Raw genomic sequence first — 18,781 nt, forward strand, 5'->3', positions numbered from 1 at the left:
AGGGCGGGGCACCCGTGACGGTTCGCTTCACGGCCCCGGGCACGGGCGCCTCACGAGGGGGCCGCGCCGGTAGGCGCCGCCCCCTCGGCGGCAGGCCCTTCGGGGCCGCCGGGCCGCCCGGCGGGTAGGGACGTGCCCGGGCGGGGAGCCGGGTCGTACCGACGGACGGGACGCTACGCGGCGTGGTTCCCCATCAGGCGGGCGCGGCGTGCCGCGGCGGACCTGCCCGTCCCGGACAGGCACCAGCCCCACCACCGGTCCAGTGTGTCCGGCGCCACCCCCTCTGCGGCCACGACGGCGGGCCAGCGCAGGGCACGGCCCTGGGCCGAGACCTTCGCGCCGCCCCGCACCGGGTCCACGGCGACCACCGGCGTGCCCGCCCGCAGGGACAGCACGAGTCCGTGCAGACGCGTGGTGAGGACCACGTCGGCCCGTGCGACCAGGGACAGGAACTGTTCCGGAGTGGCGCACCGCCGCCAGTCGTCGACGGCCAGCCGGGTGTCCGCCTCGGCGCGGGCGCAGTCCTTGCCGCGGATCCACCGCGTCAGGGACTCGCTCACCTCGGCGTGGCACCGCCGTACGCCGTACTCGCCCTGTCCCCGCGTCAGCACCACGACCGCCAGCGGCGGCCCGGGGCCCAGCGGCGCCGTCGCGGACAGGTCGACGCACGGGGGCTCCGCCGTGCCGTCCCGGGCGAGGACCCGGTGGAACCCGGTGACGGCGGGGTCCGCGGGATCGACGACGCTGACGCCGACGGCCAGGCGGCGGCAGTGGGCGAAACGCTCGTGCAGCCGCGCGACCTGCGCACCGTGCGCCGGGCCACAGACGAACAGGAGTTGGGCGTAGCGGGTGGGGTCGGCGCGCTCCAGGGACATCTCCCCGGGCGCGAAGCCCGGGCTCCACGCCGTGTCATGGGCGAGACCCGAACGGTCCAACGCGGCGGACAGCTGCCGGGCCGCCAGTGCGTCTCCGGCCGTCACCTCGCCGTCGCGGAAGCTGAACCAGCCGGTCAGCAGGATGCGTCCCGCCCCGCCGTGCGGCCTTCCCAGCTCGGCCATGGCCCGCTCCAGCATGCCGTGCACGGGGCCTCCTCGACGCCGGTGGACGGGACGGAGGACGCTTGTCCGCCCCGGCCGTGCGGGCGGGGCCGCCGCGGTCCCGCCGACATCGTGCCCCGGCGCGGGCCGGGCCGCCACGTCGCGCGGGACCGGTCGGCCGACGTTATAACGGGGAGTGTGATCGGCGTTCGCCCGGTCCCGCGCCACGTCACGGGCCCTCACCGTGCACGGGGGAGGGCACGCACGCGCCCCGTGCGCCACTCGGCACGAGGGCGGGCACACGACGGGGCCCGACGGCACACGCGGTCACTCGACGTGAGGGAAGGCAGGCCGGCCCCATGACGCCCACGACGACGCGACCCGCCTGGCGACGAGCCGTGGTGACCGGAGGCGCCGGCTTCCTCGGTTCCCACCTGTGCGAGCGGCTGCTCGACGCGGGAACCGACGTCGACTGCGTGGACAACCTGGTGTCCGGGGCGACCGCCAATGTGGCGCAGTTGGCCGGGAGACCGGGTTTCCGGTTCCTGGAGCACGACGTCTGCGCGCCCGGGTGCGTGGACAGCCTCCCCGGCCCTTACGACCTGGTCCTGCACTTCGCGTGTCCCGCCTCACCGGCCGACTACCTGCGCCTGCCGCTGCAGACCCTGGACGTGGGCAGTCTCGGAACGCGCAACGCGCTGGCCGTCGCGCGTCGCGACGGCGCCCGCCTTCTGCTCGCCTCCACCTCCGAGGTCTACGGCGATCCGCTGGTGCACCCGCAGCACGAGAACTACTGGGGCAACGTCAACCCGGTGGGGCCACGCAGTGTGTACGACGAGTCCAAGCGCTTCTCCGAGGCGTTGGTCACCGCGCACGCGACCCACAACGGCACCGACGCCGGTATCGTACGGATCTTCAACACCTACGGTCCGCGCATGCGCGCGCACGACGGCCGGGCGGTGCCCACGTTCGTCTGCCAGGCGCTCGCCGGTGAGCCGTTGACCGTCGCGGGAGACGGCACGCAGACCCGCTCCCTCTGTTACGTCGACGACACCGTCGACGGTGTACTGCTGGTGGCGGCCGGTCGTTCGGTGCGGCCCGTGAACATCGGCGGCACCGACGAGGTGTCCGTGCTCCAGATCGCGCGCCGGGTGCTGGAGCTGACCGGTTCGCGCTCCCCGATCCACTTCGTGGAACGCCCCGTCGACGATCCCGGGCGGCGCAGACCCGACACGACGCTCGCCCGGGAACTCCTGGGCTGGGAGCCCCGGGTGCCGTGGGAGGAAGGCCTCAAGCGCACCATCGCCCACTTCGCGCCCCGGTCCTCCCCCGGGCGGCGGGCACCGGCCCCGCAGCCGTCGGGCGTGGCGCACCCGGTCGCCCTGTCCGAAGAGCCGGCCCCGCAGACCTGCCCGGAGGTATGACCCATGCGCGTTCTCGGTGTCAACGCCCTCTTCCACGACCCCGCGGCGGCGCTGGTCATCGACGGGCAGGTGGTGGCGGCGGCGGAGGAGGAACGGTTCAGCCGCCGCAAACACGGCAAACGCCCGCTTCCCTTCTCCGCGTGGGAGCTGCCCGAGCTCTCCGCCCGCTGGTGCCTGGACCAGGCCGGGCTGAGCCCCGCGGACCTCGATGTGGTGGCCTACTCCTACGATCCCGAACTCGCCCGCCCCACTGCGGAGATGGGCCTGCACGACCCGTGGGACGGGTTGCGCCAGGAGTACGCGCGACGCGCCCCGGAATTCCTCGCCGAGGCCCTGCCCGGCCTCGTGCCGGAGAAGGTGCGGTTCGTCGCCCACCATGTGGCGCACGCCGCGTCGGCCGGACCGGCCTCCCCTCATCCCGACTGCGCGGTACTCGTCCTCGACGGCAGGGGCGAATGCGCCTCGCACCTCGCGGGACGCTACGTGGACCGCAAGCTCACCGTGCTCGCCACCCAGGAACTCCCCGACTCCCTGGGCCTGTTCTACGAAGACCTCACCGCACACCTCGGCTTCCGGCGCAGCAGCGACGAGTACAAGGTCATGGCGCTGGCGTCCTACGGCACACCGCGCTTCCTCGACCGGCTCCGGGAGTTCGTGCACGTGCGGCAGGACGGCGGGTTCCGGGCGGACGTGGTGCCCTGGGCGTCCCTGGTGCCGGCGCGCGTGGCGGACACCCCGTGGCACCGGGACCACGCGGATCTCGCCGCCAGCGCCCAGGCGTGCCTGGAGGAGGTCGTGCTCGGCCTCGCGCGCTGGCTGCACGCCCGTACCGGTGAGCCCGTGCTGAGCCTCGCCGGCGGGGTCGCCCTGAACTGCGTGGCCAATACCCGGCTGCACCGGGAGGGCCCGTTCCGGACGGTCTGGGTCCAGCCCGCCGCGGGCGACGCGGGCACGGCACTCGGCGCGGCCCTGCATGTCGCGGGCGAGAAGGAGCCGACCACACCGATGCCCACACCGGCGCTCGGGCGCGGCTGGCGCGACGAGGAGCTGCGCGGCTGGCTGGAGCGCGCCGCCGTGCCGTACGAGGAGCCCGAGGACATCGCGGAGACCGTGGCGGAGGAACTCGCGCGGGACGGGATCGTCGCCTGGTTCCAGGGGCGCGGGGAGTTCGGTCCCCGCGCGCTCGGTCACCGTTCGCTGCTGGCCCACCCGGGCCGGGCGGAGAACCTGGACCGGCTGAACGCGGTGAAGGGCCGGGAGGAGTTCCGCCCGGTCGCCCCCATGGTGCTGGCCGAACGGGCGGCGGAGATCTTCGACGGCCCGCTGCCCAGCCCGTACATGCTCTTCGTGCACGACGTGGCCGGGCACTGGCGCGAGCGCGTCCCCGCCGTCGTCCACGTGGACGGCACGGCCCGCGTCCAGACCGTGGATCCGGCGGTGGAGCCGCTGGTCGCCCGCATGCTCGGCGCCTTCGAGCGGCGCACCGGGCTCCCCGTCGTCGTCAACACCAGCCTCAACACCGCGGGCAGGCCCATGGCCGACGACCCACGCGACGCACTGGAGTGCTTCGCCTCGGCGCCCGTCGACCTGCTCGCCCTCGGACCGTTCGCGGTACGCCGGGGAAAGGTCTTCGCATGACCTCCCCCGACGGCTCCGGCACCCCCGGCCGGCCGGGCGGCCCCGGCCCCGGCCCCGCGGGTGACCGGGGCGTGCCCGCGGGGCCCGCGGCCGACGCCGAGTACACCGTCGTCGTCGCCACCCTCGGCCGCGACTGCCTGGCGGACTGCCTGCGCGCCCTCGCCGCCGCCGAGGGGCCGCCGCCCCGCGAGGTCGTGGTGGTGGACGACCGCCCGCTGCCCTGGCCCGCGCTGCCGCTCGCCGCCGCGGGCGCGCTGCGCACCCGGGTCCGTACGCTCACCACGTGGGGGCACGGCCCGGCCGCCGCCCGCAACGCGGGGCTACGGACGGCCGGTACGCCCTGGGTGGTCTTCCTGGACGACGACGTACGGGTACGCGGTGACTGGGGGCACGCGCTCGCCGCCGACCTCACCACGGCGCCCGCGCGCACCGCCGGCGTCCAGGGCCGGCTACGGGTGCCATTGCCCGCTCACCGCAGGCCCACCGACTGGGAGCGGGGCACCGCGGGGCTGGAGCACGCCGCGTGGGCCACCGCCGACATGGCCTACCGGGTCCGCGCGCTCGAGGAGGTGGGCGGTTTCGACGAACGCTTCCGACGCGCGTTCCGCGAGGACGCCGACGTGGCGCTGCGCGTACAGGACGCGGGCTGGACCCTGCGGACCGGGAGCCGGGTCACCTACCACCCGGTCAGGGCCGTGGATCGCTGGGTGTCGCTGCGCGCCCAACGCGGCAACGCCGACGACGCGTTGATGGCCCGTCTGCACGGGCCCGGCTGGTGGGCCAGGGCCCGGGCGCCGCGCGGCCGGCTCCCCGCCCACCTGGTGGTGACGGGCGCGGCCGTGGCCGCGCCGGTCCTCGCGGTCACAGGCCGCCGGGGCGCCGCCGCCGTCGCGGGCGCGCTCTGGGTGCTGGGCACCGCCGAGTTCGCCCGCGCGCGCATCGCGCCGGGACCGCGTACGACGGCCGAGGTCTCCACCATGCTGTGTACCAGCGTTCTCATCCCGCCGCTGGCGGTGGGGCACCGGCTCGCGGGCCTGGTCCGGCACCGCGGGGCCATGGCCTGGCGAGGTGCCCGGTGAGCGGGCGGATCGCGGCGGTGCTCTTCGACCGGGACGGGACACTCGTCGAGGACGTGCCGTACAACGGGGACCCGGGCCGGGTCCGGGCCCTGCCGGGCGCGGCGGACGCGGTGCGGCTGCTGCGGGAGGCGGGTGTCCCCACCGGCGTGGTCAGCAACCAGTCGGGCATCGGGAGGGGGATCCTGACGGAAGATCAGGTGCGGCGGGTCAACGCGCGCGTGGACGAACTCCTGGGCCCCTTCGACGTCTGGGCCGTATGCCCGCACCACCCCGACGCGGACTGCGCGTGCCGCAAACCCCGGCCGGGGCTGGTGGTCGAGGCGGCGCGACGGCTCGGGGTGACCGTCCGCGACTGCGTCGTGATCGGCGACATCGGCGCCGACGTCCTGGCCGCCTACGCGGCCGGAGCCCGGGGCGTGCTGGTGCCGACGGAGGCGACGCTGGCCGAGGAGATCGCGGCGGCGCCCCGGGTGGCCCCCGACCTGCTGACCGCCGTCGAAGGCCTGCTGGCGTCCATGGCGGCCGGCCCGGCCGGAGGTTCCGCCGGTCTGATGGAGGGACCCTTCGGCGGCCCGTGCGAACGGCCGGCGCGGCAGGCGGGCCGGCGAGCGCTCCGGACGGGCCCGGGAGCCCGTCCGGCGCCGGGGGCGCGGCGCCCGCCGGGGCGGCGGGCAGGAGGGAACGGTCGGCATGAGGGCACTGGTCGTACGTCTCGACAGCTTCGGCGACGTCATCCTGGCGGGGCCCGCCGTACGGGCCGTCGCCGCGCACGCCGGGCACGTGACGATGGTGTGCGGGCCGCGTGGCGAGCCCGCCGCCCGGCTGCTGCCCGGGGTCGACGCGGTGCTGGTGTGGGAGGCGCCGTGGGAGGGCGTCGATCCGCCCCCGGTCGAGGCGGCCGACATCGACGGCACGGTCCGGCGGCTGCGCGCCGGCGCGTACGACGTCGCGCTCGTCCTCACCTCCTTCCACCAGAGCCCGCTGCCGACGGCGCTGCTGCTGCGGATGGCCGGGGTGGCCCGGATCGGGGCCGACAGCACCGATCACCCGGGCCGGCTCCTGGACGTGCGGCACCGGCGGCGGCCCGGCCGCCACGAGGCCGAGGCCGCGCTCGACACGGCCGCCGCCCTGGGTTTCACCCCGGCGCCCGGGGACGACGGACGGCTGCGGATCCTGCCCACCCCCGACACGGTGGGACTGACGGGCGACGGCCCCTACACCGTGGTCCATCCCGGGGCCAGCGCCCCCGCCCGGGCCTGGAGCCCCGACCGGTGCGCCGAGGCGGTGACCCTGCTCTCCGACGCGGGCCACCGGGTCGTGGTCACGGGCAGACCCGAGGAGCGGCCCCTGACCCGGTACGTCAGCGGGGAGACCGGAGTCGACCTGGGCGGCCGGACCGACCCCCGGCGGCTGGCCGGAGTGCTGCGCGGCGCCGAGGTCCTGGTCTCGGGCAACACCGGCCCCGCGCATCTCGCGGCGGCGGTCGGCACCCCGGTCGTCTCGCTCTTCGCGCCGGTGGTGCCGGCCGGGCGCTGGGGTCCGTACGGCGTGCCGGCCATCCTGCTGGGCGACCAGCGGGCGGCCTGCGCGGGCAGCCGCGCCCGGAACTGCCCGGTGCCCGGGCACCCGTGTCTGGACGAGGTCACGGCCCAGGACGTGGTGCGCGCCGTGCAGAAGCTGACGAAGGAGTGCGCGTGAACGTCCTGATCTGGCATGTGCACGGCTCATGGCTCACCGCGTTCGTCCAGGGGCCGCACACCTGTCTCGTCCCGGTCCTCCCCGGCCGGGGGCCCGACGGTCTCGGACGCGCCAGGACCTGGGACTGGCCCGCCTCCGTGCGGGAGGTCGCTCCCGGCGAGCTGCGCGGCCACGACATCGACGTGATGGTGCTGCAACGGCCCCACGAACTGGGCCTCGCCGAGGAGTGGAGCGGGCGCCGGCCCGGCCGGGACGTGCCGGCCGTCTACGTCGAGCACAACAGCCCGCACGGCACCCCGGAGGGCACCCGGCACCCGCTGGCCGACCGCGACGACATCCCGATCGTCCACGTCACCCACTTCAACCGCCTGATGTGGGACAACGGCCGGGCCCCCACGGCCGTGATCGAACACGGCGTCATCGATCCGGGCGCCCTGTGGACGGGGGCGGAACCACGGGCGGCGGTCGTGGTCAACGAGCCGTTGCGGCGCGGCCGTACCACCGGCACCGACCTGCTCGAACGGTTCGCGGGCACCGCCGCGCTGGACGTCTTCGGCATGGGCACCGAGGGACTCGCCGCGCACCTGGGGCTCTCTCGCGACCGATGCCGCACGCGTGACCTGCCGCAGGCCGAACTGCACCGGGCCATGGCCCGGTGCAGGCTGTATCTGCACCCGGTCCGCTGGACGTCGCTCGGCCTGTCGCTGCTGGAGGCGATGTTCCTGGGCATGCCCGTGGTCGCGCTGGCCACCACCGAGGTCGTCGAGGCCGTGCCGCCGGGGGCGGGGGTGGTCTCCAACCGGCTCGACGTCCTGGAGGAGGCGGTGCGCGGCTTCCTCAAGGACGAGGAGCACGCCAGGCGGACCGGCGAGCGGGCCCGGGCCGCCGCGCGGGCCCGGTACGGGGTGAACCGATTCCTGGACGACTGGGAACACCTGATGAGGGATGAGGTCACGCGATGAAGCACGCGGAACACGTCCAGGGGCGCGTCGCCATGGTCTCCGAACACGCCGGTCCGCTGGCAGCCCTGGGCGGGCCCGACGCCGGCGGACAGAACGTCTACGTGGCGCAGCTGGCCCGTCAACTGGCCCGCAGGGGTCATGAGGTCACCGTCTACACCCGGCGGGACAGCCCCGACCCGCCCGACCTGGTGACGACACCCGACGGGGTGCGTGTCGTCCACGTTCCCGCCGGGCCGCCCGGCTTCGTGCCGAAGGACCGGCTGCTCTGCCACATGCCGGAGTTCGGCGCGTTTCTCGCCCGCGCCTGGCGCGCCGCCCCGCCGCACGTCGTGCACGCGCACTTCTGGATGTCCGGCCTCGCCGCTCTCGACGGCGTCCGGGGCCTCGGGGTGCCGGTGGTGCAGACGTACCACGCGCTGGGCACGGTGAAGAGGCGTCATCAGGGGGCTGACGACACCAGCCCGCCCGAGCGCGTCGGCATCGAGGCGAGGATCGGCCGCGAGTGCGCGCGGGTCCTGGCCACCTGCGCGGAGGAGGCGGCGGAACTGGCCGCGATGGGCGTGGGGCGCGACCGGGTCTCGATCGTGCCGTGCGGTGTGGACCCCGCCCACTTCGCACCCGTACCGGGCACCGCCCGCTCCCCCGGGCGCCCGGGAGCTCCGCGGCGTCTGCTGGCCGTCGGCCGGCTCGTCCCGCGCAAAGGCTTCGACCGCGCCGTCCGCGCCCTGGCCGAGGTGCCGGACGCCGAACTGCTCATCGCCGGCGGGCCCGCGCCCGGTGACCCGCTGCTGGCCGACCCGGAGGCGGAGCGGCTGCGGAAGACGGCCGCCGAGTACGGCGTCGCGGACCGGGTGCGGCTGCTGGGCGGTGTGCCGCACGCCGATATGCCCCGCCTGATGTCCGGTGCCGACCTCGTGCTCTCGCTCCCGTACTACGAGCCGTTCGGCATCGTCCCGATCGAGGCGATGGCGTGCCGCACGCCGGTGGTCGCCACCGCCGTCGGCGGGCATCTCGACACGGTCGTGGACGGGGTGACGGGCGCGCTGGTGGACCCGGACGACGGTGGCTCCGGCCTGGGCGCCGTCGTCCGCGCGCTGCTGGACGACCCGGACCGGCTGGAGCGGTACGGAGCCGCCGGCCGGAGGAGGGCCCTCGCCCTCTACACCTGGGACCGGGTGGCCGACGGAGTGGAACGGGTGTACCGCGAACTCGCTCCCGTCTTCTCCCCCCTCCCGGGAGGTGCCCGATGACACTCCTCTCCCCCGGACGATGCCGCGACGGCTCCCCCGACCGGCACTGCGACGACCTGACGGCGGCCCTCGTCGGATTCCGCGAGTCCGCCCCGGTGCTCCAGGACTGGGGTACGCGGCTGGCCGGCTCGCTGGGCGCGGGCGCCCGGCTGCTGGTCGCGGGCAACGGCGGCAGCGCGGCCCAGGCGCAGCACCTGACGGCCGAACTGGTGGGGCGTTACCGCGACGACCGGCCACCGTTCTCGGCGCTGGCGCTGCACGCCGACACCTCGTCCACCACGGCCATCGCCAACGACTACGGCGTGCACGAGGTGTTCGCCCGGCAGGTGTGCGCGCACGGCCGGCCCGGAGACGTGCTGATGCTGCTGTCCACCAGCGGCGCGAGCGCCAATCTGCTGACCGCGGCCACACAGGCCCGCCGGATCGGCATGGCGGTCTGGTCCCTGACCGGGCCGCCGCCCAACCCGCTGGAGGCGATCAGCGACCGGGCGCTGTGCGTACGGGCCCCGGCCGCCGCCACGGTGCAGGAACTCCACCTGGTGGCCGTGCACGTGCTCTGCGAGGCGTTCGACCAGGCGGTGGCGGCGGGCTCGGCGGGACGGTCGGCGGCGGATACGGCGCGGGACGCGGCGGACGACGGAGTGGGGCGCGCGGTGGGAGACGGGACCGGGCAGCCGGGCGCGGTGAGCGACCGAGTGGGTCACACGGCGGGCGACGGGGCCGTGAACGGCGCACCGGTGAGGGAGAGGGACGGCACATGAGCGGGCTGACGCCTTTGGTGGTGGTCGGCGACGCGCTGCTGGACCAAGATCTGGCCGGCCGGGCCGAACGGCTGGCGCCCGACGCACCCGTGCCGGTGGTCAGTCACCTCCAGCGCACGGCCCGGCCCGGCGGGGCCGCACTCGCCGCGTATCTGGCCGCCCTCGACGGCCGCGCGGTCACCCTCGTCACGGCGCTCGGCGACGGCCCGGCGGACGCCGAACTGCGCGCCCTGCTCGCCGGGCGCGTACGGCTGGTGGAGTTGCCGTTGGCCGGAAGCATGCCGGCCAAGACCCGGGTCATGGTCCAGGGCCGACCGCTGCTCAGGCTCGACGACGGGGACGGCCGGGCGGCCGGGGCGACGCGGGAGGCCGAGGAGACGCTGGCCACCGCGCGCGCGGTCCTCGTCTCCGACTACGGGCGCGGCACCGCGGACGTCCTGCGCGCGGCGCTCACCGCGGCCGCCGCGCGGGTGCCCGTCGTCTGGGACCCGCATCCGCGTGGCGGGCCGCCGGTGCGCGGGGCCCGGCTCGCCACCCCGTCCGCCTCGGAGGCCCGCTGGTTCGTCGCCGCGTGGCAGGGCACCAGGGGATACGAAGGCGGCGTACCGAAGAGGGATACCGGCGCCCGGGACGAGGACGGCGGCGGGCCGGGTGCGGACCCCGGTCCGGGCCACGAGAACGGCACCTCGCCCGACGGCGCCCCCGCCGACGGCCCCCCGCCCGACGCGGCACCGGACGCGGCCGAACCGGGCAGTGTCCCCGGGCCGAGTTCCGGGGCCGCTGCCGTGGACGGTGGACGTCGGCCCACCGGGACGGCCGGAGCGCCCGAAGGGCCCGGCGGGGAACTCGCCGTCGCGGCCCGGGACGCCCGTGCGCTGATCCGGGCCTGGGACGTCACCTCGGTCGTCGTCACACTCGGCCGGCACGGCGCCCTCCTCTCGCACGGCGAGGCCCCGCTCCTGGTACCCACGCCCTGGCGGGCGGAGGGTGACGCCTGCGGTGCCGGTGACCGCTTCGCCGCCACCGCCGCCGGGCTGCTGGCGGACGAGGCGCTTCCCGAGGACGCCGTCCAGGGGGCCGTGCACGCCGCCACGCGCTACGTGGCGGACGGCGGCGCGCACGGCCTGACGGCAGGTCTCGCCCCGGCCGGCGCCCCGGAAGCCGGAGCCGGGCCCGCCGGACCCGCCGGGCCCACGGGCGTCACCGGGCGGCCCGTCGCCGTCCGGGAGACGGACGCGGCCGGACTCGCATCCCGGGTGCGTGCGGCGGGCGGCACCGTCGTCGCGGCGGGCGGCTGCTTCGACCTGCTGCACGCGGGCCATGTCGCGCTCCTCGAAGCCGCCCGGCGCACCGGCGACTGCCTGCTCGTGTGCGTCAACTCCGACGCCTCCGTGCGGCGGCGCAAGGGCGGTGGCCGTCCCCTGGTCCCGGCGGCCGACCGGGTGCGGATCCTGCGGGCGCTGGAGTGTGTCGACGCCGTGGCCGTCTTCGACGACGACACTCCGGAGCGGCTGCTGGCCGAACTCCGCCCGCACATCTGGGTCAAGGGCGGCGACTACGCCCTGGCCGAGCTGCCCGAGGCGGCCCTGGTGGAGAGCTGGGGAGGCCAGGTGGTGTTGCTGCCGTACCTGGACGGCCGCTCCACCACGGCACTGGCGCGGCGGGCGGCCGGGCGACGGGACGCCGCGTCCGCGGGCGTTCCCGGCACCTCGCCCGCGAGCGTGCGGAGGTGACGGGGTGTCCGGCCACGTGACATCGCGGCGACGGCCCCGTGTCCTGGTGCTGCGCGCACTCGGACTCGGGGACCTGCTCGCCGGTGTCCCCGCCCTGCGCGGGGTGCGCCGCGCCTTCCCCGGGCATGAGATCGTGCTCGCCGCGCCCGCCTCCCTGTACGACGCGGCCCGGGCGACCGGTGCCGTGGACTCGCTCCTGCCGACCCGGGCGTCCGGCCGTGCCGTCCCCTCGTTGCGACACTGGACCGGCGATCCGCCGGAGGTCGCCGTCGACCTGCACGGCAACGGCCCGGAGAGCCGGGACGCGCTCGCCGAACTGCGGCCCGGCCGGCTCCTGGCGTTCGCGGCCCCGGGTGAACGGGGGGAGCCACCGCCCGAGTGGCGGGCCGACGAGCACGAGCGTGACCGCTGGTGCCGCTTCCTGCGGGCGTACGGGATCCCGGCGGACCCCGCCGACCTGCGACTCGCTCCCCCGCTCCGCCCGTCGGCCGCGGCCGGAGCCGTCGTGGTGCACCCCGGAGCCGACTCCGCCGCCCGCAGATGGCCCGCGGACCGGTACGCGGAGGTCGTCGCCGGCCTCGTCGCGACGGGGGTACGGACCGTCCTGACCGGCGGCCCGGGCGAGGACGGCCTGCTGGCCGGTATCGCGGACAGCGCGGGGCTCGACCGCTGCGACGTCCGGTGCGGTGGCCTGCCCTTCGAGGAGTTCTCGGCCCTGATCGCCCGGGCCGCCGTCTTCGTCAGCGGGGACACCGGGCCCGCGCATCTGGCCGTCGCGCTGGGGACTTCGTCGGTGACGCTCTTCGGCCCGGTGCCGCCGCGCCTGTGGGGTCCGCCGCCGGACGAGCGGCATGTCGCCCTGTGGCATCCGGGCCCGCCCGGCGATCCGCACGCCACCGTCCCCGATCCTCTGCTGTCGCGTATCCGGGCCGCCGAGGTCCACGCCGCCGTGAGCCGGCTGCTGGACCACCGCGCGGGACAGGGCGGCACACCCCGACACGGTGCGTCCGGAGGCGGTACGTCCGGAGGCGGTACGTCCCACACCCGAACAGTGCCTGGTGCGGCGGAGGTCCTCGGCCATGTCCGCTGATCGGTCCGAGCCCGCCGCTCGTACCACCCCCGCCGGCTCCGCCGGCCCCACCGGATCTCCCGGGCCTGCCGCGCCCGCCGGTTCCACCGAGCCCACCGACTCCCTGCCCGCGTGTGAGGCACGGTCCGGCGTCGGCGCCGGAGCCACGCCCGAGCCGGACGGACGGGTCACCGTCGCCGTGATCACCCGGGACCGCCGGGCAAGCCTGCTGCGGACGCTCGACCGACTGGCCGCCCTGCCCGAACGGCCGGCGGTCGTCGTCGTCGACAACGGCTCCACCGACGCCACCTCCGCCGCGGCACGCGCCCATCCGGTGGGCGCGCGAGCCCTGTGCCCCGGGCGCAACACCGGTGCGCTGGGCCGCAATCTCGCCGTCCGGCAGGCCATCACCCCCTACGTCGCCTTCAGTGACGACGACTCGTGGTGGGCACCCGGCGCGCTCGCGACCGCGGCCGACCTCTTCGACGCTCACCCCCGTCTCGGGCTGCTGGCGGCCCGCACCCTGGTCGGTCCCGAGCGGTTGGACGATCCACTGAACGCGGTGCTGGCCGACTCGCCCCTGCCGCCCGAGCCCGATCTGCCCGGCCGTCCGGTCCTCGGGTTCCTGGGCTGCGCCGCGGTGGTCCGCCGCCGCGCCTTCCTCGGCGTGGGCGGCTACCACCGGCTGCTCTTCTTCGGGGCCGAGGAGACACTGCTGGCCTACGACCTCGCGGCGGCCGACTGGGGCCTGGCGTACGTACCGGCGCTGATCGCCCATCACCACCCGGCAGCGGGCCACCGCCCGGGCCGGACGTCCGTCGTACGGCGCAACGCGCTGCTCACCGACTGGCTCCGGCGGCCCCTGCCCGTGGCCCTGCGCCACACGGCGCGCCTCGCCGCCGAGGCGGCGCACGCGGAGCCCGCAGCCGCGGCGGCGCTGCGCGGCGCGCTGGCGCGGCTCCCGGCGGCGCTGGCCCGGCGAAGGCCGCTCCCGCCCCGAGTGGAGCACTCGGTCCGGCTGCTGGAGGCCGGCCGTCGGACAACGGTGAAGGGGTCACGTGCGACGGGATACGAGGCATGAGGGAGAAGGCGTGAGGGGCCGAGGATGAAGGGCAGGGCGCGCCGCGCCGACACGGCCGCACCCCTCGCGGGCGCGGCTGCCGTACGCACGACCGCCCGCGCCCCGCACCCGTACCCGTCGTCACCCGGGTCCGGTCCGGCGCCCGGCGGCGACGGGCCGGACGACCGGGTCACCGTCGTGGTCATCACCCATGACCGCCGCCCCGAGGTGCTCCGAACGCTGAGCGCCCTGCGCGACCTCCCGGAGCGCCCGCACGTGATCGTCACGGACAACGCCTCCGGGGACGGCACCGCGGCGGCCGTCGCCCGCGACTTCCCCGAGGTCGAACTGCTCAGGGCCGCCCTGAACCTCGGCGCGGTCGGCCGCAATCTCGCCGTGGGCCGCGTCCGAACCCCGTACGTGGCCTTCTGCGACGACGACACCCGTTGGGAGCCGGGTTCGCTGCGGCTGGCCGCCGACCTCCTCGACCGGCGCCCCGCACTGGCCGCCGTCACCGCGCGCATCGTCGTCCAGCCGTCCGGGGAGGAGGACCCGGTCGTCGCGGAGTTGCGCGACTCGCCGCTGTCCGGCCCGGCCTGGCTGCCGGGACCGGCGCTCGGTTCGTTCCTCGCGGCGGCGACGGTGATGCGTACGGACGCCTTCGTCGAAGCGGGCGGGTTCCACCCCGGACTCTGGCTCGGTGGCGAGGAGGAACTGCTGGCCACCGACCTCCAGCGGCGGGGGTGGTGGCTGAGCTATGTGCCGGGGCTGACGATCCACCACCACGCCTCCACCGTCCGGGACAGCACGGCGCGGCGCGTCCTGGGGCTGCGCAACACCCTGTGGTTCACGTGGCTGCGCCGTCCCCTCGTACCGGCCCTGCGCCGCACCTGTCATCTGTCGCGGACGGTCCCCCGGGACCTGGCGTCGGCGCGGGCGTTCGGCCGGGCGCTGGCGGGCCTGCCGTGGGTGCTCAGGCAGCGGGACCCCGTCCCGCCGTGGCTCGAGGCCCGACTGGCACTCCTGGAGCGGTCGCGGCGCACGTCCACGGCGCGCAAATACGTGGGATGACCTGCGGGTCCCGCCGCCACCCCGCCTGCTCCGCCCCGCTACTCCTCGTCCGGCCGGGTGACGGTATCCGTCGGGGACGCGGTCTTCCGCGAGGAGGCGGCTTCCGGCGAGGAGGCGGTGGTCTCCTGCCGGGCGGTCACCTCCGCCCGGGACGCGGGGTCCAGTGTCCGGCGCGCGATCTGGCCGCGCTCCTCGTCCGACACCGGCATGTCGACGCGCTCCCCGTAGTACCAGCGGTTCAGCGCGGCCCGGAGCCGGTCGCCACGGGACGCCTCGGTGCCCGGTCTCTCCAACGGTACGGGGATGTCACGGACCAGCACGCGGTAGCGCTGCTCGGCCGGGACCGGTGCGTGCCCCGTGCCGATCTCGCCGTAGACGCTCTGCACGACCTTGCCCGTCGGTGTCCCCTCCTCCAGCAGGCGCCGGTCGTGTGCCTGCAGGGCGAGGCAGAGGCGTTTGGTGACCGCGTAGGAGACGACCGGTCCGACGACGACCGTCACGCGGAAGATCCAGGTGAGCGCGTTGACGGACACGTGGAAGGAGTAGGCGATGACGTCGTTGCCCCCGGCCAGCAGGAGGACGGCGTAGAAGACGATCGCCGCCACACCCAGGCCCGTACGGGTCGGATTGTCGCGGGGCCGGTCGCACAGGTGGTGCTCCCGCAGGTCCCCGGTCGCCCATTTCTCGACGTACGGATACAGGTAGAGCACCGTGAAGACGAGCCCCGGCAGGATCACCGCCGGGATCAGGACGTTCCACATGAAGGTGTGCCCCGCCACCGCGCTCTCCCACGGGGGCATCAGGCGCAGCGCCCCCTCGAGGAAGCCCACGTACCAGTCGGGCTGCGCGTCCGTGGCGACCTGGTCGGTGCGGTAAGGACCGTAGGTCCAGATCGGATTGATCTGGGCGAGGCCGCTGATGAGGGCGACCACACCGAAGACCATCGCGCTCAGCCCCATGGACTTCGCCGTGAACTGCGGGAACATGGGCTGCCCGACCACGTTCGTGTTCGTCCTGCCCCGGAACGCCCACTGGGTGTGCTTGAGATACACGACCAGAGCGAGATGCGCGCCGATCAGCGCGATGAGTATCCCCGGCACGAACAGGACGTGCAGGATGTACAGCCGGGGAATGAGCAGTTGCCCGGGATAGACCCCGCCCCACATGAAATCGCTCAGGTACGTTCCGACGACGGGAATGGAGAGCACGATCGTGTGAGCGGTGCGCAGGCCCGTGCCGGACAGGAGGTCGTCCGGCAGCGAGTAGCCCGCGAAACCCTCCAGCAGCGCGAGGAGGAAGAGCGTCACCCCGACCGTCCAGTTGGCCTCGCGCGGGCGGCGGAACGCCCCCGTGAAGAAGACCCGGAGCATGTGCACCGTCAGGGCCGCGACGAACATCAGGGCCGCCCAGTGGTGCATCTGACGGATCAGCAGCCCGCCGCGCACGGCGAAGCTGATGTCCAGGGTGGAGGCGTAGGCCTCGGACATCGGCAGGCCCTGCAACGGGACGTAGGAGCCGTGGTAGACCACCTGCGCCGTACCGGGCCGGAAGAACAGGGTGAGGTAGCTGCCCGTCACCACCAGGACCAGGAAGCTGTAAAGGGCGAGCTCGCCCAGCAGAAAGGACCAGTGATCGGGAAACGCCTTCCGCAGCAGCGTCCGAACGGCCTCGGAAACCGGCAGTCGGCGGTCCAGCGCGACGAATCCGGTGACCGCCGCCCGACGCGCCCGTGCCTCGGCCCTCGCCTGCCGTTTCCGGAACAGCATCGGCCACGCTCCCCTTGTCCGCCCCCTTGTCCGCGTCGGCTGGGGCCACCGCCCACCGCAGGTGGACTACCCGACCGACACCGGCCGTAGCGGACACGGCCACCGCATTCCCACAACAGGGGGTGAGGGCGCGGGCCAGGTGGGTCAACCGGTCAACCGCCGGCCACCGGCCGTTCGGGTGCGGGGCCGCCGGTCGGGGCCCCGGTGTCCTCGTCGTCGACGGCGTGGCGGAGGAAGTCGTCGACCATCCGGTGGAACAGAGTCGCGAGCTGCTGGAGTTCCTCGGGTGACCACTCCGACAGGGCCAGTTGCATCCCCCGGCAGCTCGCCTCGCTGATGCGGTCGACCGCGTCCCGGCCGGCCTGCGCCAGCTGGATGCGCTGCGCACGGCGGTCGTCCGGGTCCGGGACCCGGGACACATAACCCGCCTTCTGCAACTGCTGCACCTGCCGGGTGACGTGCGACGCCTCCACGCCCAGTTGAACGGCCAGCTCACCGGGGCGCAGAGGGTCCGCGTCGGCGATCCGCCGCAGCAGCGCCACGGCGGCCCGGTCCAGCGGTACTCCGGCCAGCGCCATGAGCCGTTCGTGCTGCCTGACCCGGTTGGTCAGATAGGCGATACGGTTCAGAGCCCGCTCGATCTCGACCACGTGCGACGAGACGGGGGCGGCTGCTTGTGGCGGTGTCGGCATGCACACCACCCTACCAGCTACTTGCTTTACTCAAGTAAATCAAGACGTTTAGCCGCGCCCACAGCCAACGACGGCACCACGTCCACCGGCATGGCGGAGTGGCACACATCACATCACGGCGCGGTGAACGCGGACCCGTCCGTCACGGAGCGGAACACATGCGTCCGATTGACTGTGTACTCCACCCTCCAGGCGCATTCCGCTGCCCGCGGAACCGACACGCCCGGAAATCAATGAGGCCGACGCGTCACGCGGAACACACGGTACGCGTGTCACCGGAGTGACGAATTCCATGAGTTGGCATTCCACTTCCGCTTTCCCACTCTTTACCTTTTCCGCCTACGCCTGACGGTACAGCGAGAATCAGCCATGTGCTCCAAACGCACGACAACGACTCGTCCGGTGGTTGGAGATCACCCCCTCCTCAAGGATGACGCTCAACGCGGGTAGATCGCGGAGGCTATGGCCGTGACCGCGACCAACACACCGCATCCGCCTTAGATTTCGAACCATTCAGGGCGGGCCTCCTTGGAAACAGAAGGCTTCCGTTCCGCCATACCGGCTCCGGCCGGTGGCGCGCGCGATGCGAGGCGAAGCCCGGATTCACGGGCTCCGCATTGGTCGGCCGACACCCCTGGGCACTGCCCGACGAGGGCCGCCTATTCACCTGTCCATACCCCTGACACACCATCAGTTCCGCTGGCCAACAGGCCGGACAACCCTGTTCGCCATGCCGGAGAACACCACAGGAGAACTCTGTGTCCCATAACGTCATGCTGCGCTCCTCCGCGATATCCGTCGCTCTGGTCTGCGCGGTCACGGGCGGCACGCTCGCGGCCACGTCGGCGTCGGCCGCGCCTGCCCCCGTACCGGCCACGGCCACGGTCTCGGCTGCCGCTTCCGACAACGACCACGGAAGCAACGGCCAGGGCCCGGTCACACCGGTCGACCCATCCAGACAGGAAGTCGCCGAGCAGGGCATCCAGGCGCTCGCCCCGAAGATCACCCGGAGCCAGGTGATAGCGCGGGCCAAGGCCTGGGTGGGCATCGGCCTCGACTACGACTGGGGCGGCTCGTACCAGGGTTACCGCACCGACTGTTCCGGCTACGTGTCCATGGCCTGGAAGCTCGACGCGTCGCTCACCACGGACACCTTCGGCCCGCGCGGTGTCACCGAGGGGATCGGCAAGAGCGAACTGAAGCCGGGTGACGCGCTCTTGAACAAGGCCAGCGGCGCCTCCGGCCACGTGGTCCTCTTCGAGAAGTGGAGCGACTCGGACCACTCCACGTACATGGGTTACGAGTTCACCTCCTCCGGGGTGCACCACCGCGAGATCCCGTACCCCTACTACTCGGGCTACGGCACCTTCGTCCCGGTCCGCAACAAGTCGGTCGTCGAGGACGGCCCCGCGGATCCGGGGATGACGGAGCTGGCGGCGGGTGAGTTCAGCGGCGGCGGCAAGAACGACCTGCTGGCCGTACAGGTGTCGACGGGCAAGCTGTTCATGTACCCCAACACCGGCGGCAGCGGACTCGACATG

At 74.6% G+C, this 18,781-nt stretch carries 15 protein-coding genes and 1 pseudogene; 13 read left to right on the forward strand and 3 right to left on the reverse strand.

Translation table 11 applies throughout. The features are described from left to right. Nucleotides 1–173 precede the first annotated feature (173 nt). Nucleotides 174–1,073, reverse strand: a complete 900-nt coding sequence (locus tag IG02_RS0132145) for a polysaccharide pyruvyl transferase family protein (RefSeq protein WP_037804920.1) — start codon at nt 1,071–1,073, stop codon at nt 174–176. A gap of 323 nt (nt 1,074–1,396) precedes the next feature. Between IG02_RS0132145 and IG02_RS0132150 the strand changes: the two genes are divergently transcribed. From IG02_RS0132150 to IG02_RS0132210, 12 genes and pseudogenes are all read left to right on the forward strand, one after another. Continuing rightward, nucleotides 1,397–2,461, forward strand: a complete 1,065-nt coding sequence (locus tag IG02_RS0132150) for an NAD-dependent epimerase/dehydratase family protein (protein ID WP_078854998.1) — start codon at nt 1,397–1,399, stop codon at nt 2,459–2,461. A 3-nt stretch (nt 2,462–2,464) separates the two neighbouring features. Continuing rightward, nucleotides 2,465–4,099 carry a carbamoyltransferase gene (locus tag IG02_RS0132155; protein ID WP_030755975.1) on the forward strand — a complete coding sequence of 545 codons (1,635 nt, stop codon included), beginning with the start codon at nt 2,465–2,467 and terminating at the stop codon, nt 4,097–4,099. Next, nucleotides 4,096–5,178, forward strand: a complete 1,083-nt coding sequence (locus tag IG02_RS0132160) for a glycosyltransferase family 2 protein (RefSeq protein WP_078854999.1) — start codon at nt 4,096–4,098, stop codon at nt 5,176–5,178. Before IG02_RS0132155 ends, IG02_RS0132160 begins: the two co-directional genes overlap by 4 nt. 53 nt (nt 5,179–5,231) lie before the next feature. Then, nucleotides 5,232–5,603: pseudogene (locus tag IG02_RS43225) on the forward strand (D-glycero-alpha-D-manno-heptose-1,7-bisphosphate 7-phosphatase); the annotation flags it as partial. 265 nt (nt 5,604–5,868) lie between these two features. Then, nucleotides 5,869–6,876 carry a glycosyltransferase family 9 protein gene (locus tag IG02_RS43230; protein ID WP_030755981.1) on the forward strand — a complete coding sequence of 336 codons (1,008 nt, stop codon included), beginning with the start codon at nt 5,869–5,871 and terminating at the stop codon, nt 6,874–6,876. Continuing rightward, nucleotides 6,873–7,838, forward strand: a complete 966-nt coding sequence (locus IG02_RS43235) for a glycosyltransferase (RefSeq protein ID WP_030755984.1) — start codon at nt 6,873–6,875, stop codon at nt 7,836–7,838. Before IG02_RS43230 ends, IG02_RS43235 begins: the two co-directional genes overlap by 4 nt. Further along, nucleotides 7,835–9,088 carry a glycosyltransferase gene (locus IG02_RS0132180; protein WP_030755987.1) on the forward strand — a complete coding sequence of 418 codons (1,254 nt, stop codon included), beginning with the start codon at nt 7,835–7,837 and terminating at the stop codon, nt 9,086–9,088. The genes IG02_RS43235 and IG02_RS0132180 overlap by 4 nt, the downstream gene beginning before the upstream one ends. Further along, the gene (locus IG02_RS0132185; RefSeq protein ID WP_078855000.1) at nt 9,085–9,849 is read left to right on the forward strand and encodes a D-sedoheptulose-7-phosphate isomerase; all 765 of its coding nucleotides are present in this window, start codon (nt 9,085–9,087) and stop codon (nt 9,847–9,849) included. Before IG02_RS0132180 ends, IG02_RS0132185 begins: the two co-directional genes overlap by 4 nt. Continuing rightward, nucleotides 9,846–11,582 carry a D-glycero-beta-D-manno-heptose 1-phosphate adenylyltransferase gene (rfaE2, locus tag IG02_RS40055; protein WP_037804891.1) on the forward strand — a complete coding sequence of 579 codons (1,737 nt, stop codon included), beginning with the start codon at nt 9,846–9,848 and terminating at the stop codon, nt 11,580–11,582. The genes IG02_RS0132185 and rfaE2 overlap by 4 nt, the downstream gene beginning before the upstream one ends. Before the next feature lie 16 nt (nt 11,583–11,598). Next, nucleotides 11,599–12,672 carry a glycosyltransferase family 9 protein gene (locus IG02_RS0132200; protein ID WP_234314989.1) on the forward strand — a complete coding sequence of 358 codons (1,074 nt, stop codon included), beginning with the start codon at nt 11,599–11,601 and terminating at the stop codon, nt 12,670–12,672. Next, entirely contained in the window at nt 12,662–13,732 is a 1,071-nt protein-coding gene (locus IG02_RS0132205) for a glycosyltransferase family 2 protein (protein WP_107055753.1), read from the forward strand. Before IG02_RS0132200 ends, IG02_RS0132205 begins: the two co-directional genes overlap by 11 nt. Before the next feature lie 24 nt (nt 13,733–13,756). Then, a complete protein-coding gene (locus tag IG02_RS0132210) occupies nt 13,757–14,782 on the forward strand; it encodes a glycosyltransferase family 2 protein (RefSeq protein WP_078855002.1) in 1,026 nt (341 codons plus the stop codon). Between the two features lie 38 nt (nt 14,783–14,820). On the opposite strand, the gene IG02_RS0132215 is transcribed toward IG02_RS0132210, so the two are convergent. Both IG02_RS0132215 and IG02_RS37165 read right to left on the reverse strand, forming a co-directional pair. Then, complete coding sequence (locus IG02_RS0132215; RefSeq protein ID WP_078855003.1) at nt 14,821–16,548, reverse strand: cytochrome b; 1,728 nt, start codon at nt 16,546–16,548, stop codon at nt 14,821–14,823. 152 nt (nt 16,549–16,700) lie between these two features. Next, the gene (locus tag IG02_RS37165; protein ID WP_030756005.1) at nt 16,701–17,240 is read right to left on the reverse strand and encodes a MarR family winged helix-turn-helix transcriptional regulator; all 540 of its coding nucleotides are present in this window, start codon (nt 17,238–17,240) and stop codon (nt 16,701–16,703) included. Nucleotides 17,241–17,998: 758 nt separating this feature from the next. On the opposite strand from IG02_RS37165, the gene IG02_RS43240 reads away from it, so the two are divergent. Then, nucleotides 17,999–18,781: NlpC/P60 family protein (locus IG02_RS43240; RefSeq protein WP_234314990.1), on the forward strand; the 783-nt coding region annotated here is incomplete at its 3' end.

The organism is Streptomyces sp. NRRL F-5135, assembly GCF_000719775.1.
Lineage (GTDB): Bacteria > Actinomycetota > Actinomycetes > Streptomycetales > Streptomycetaceae > Streptomyces > Streptomyces hebeiensis.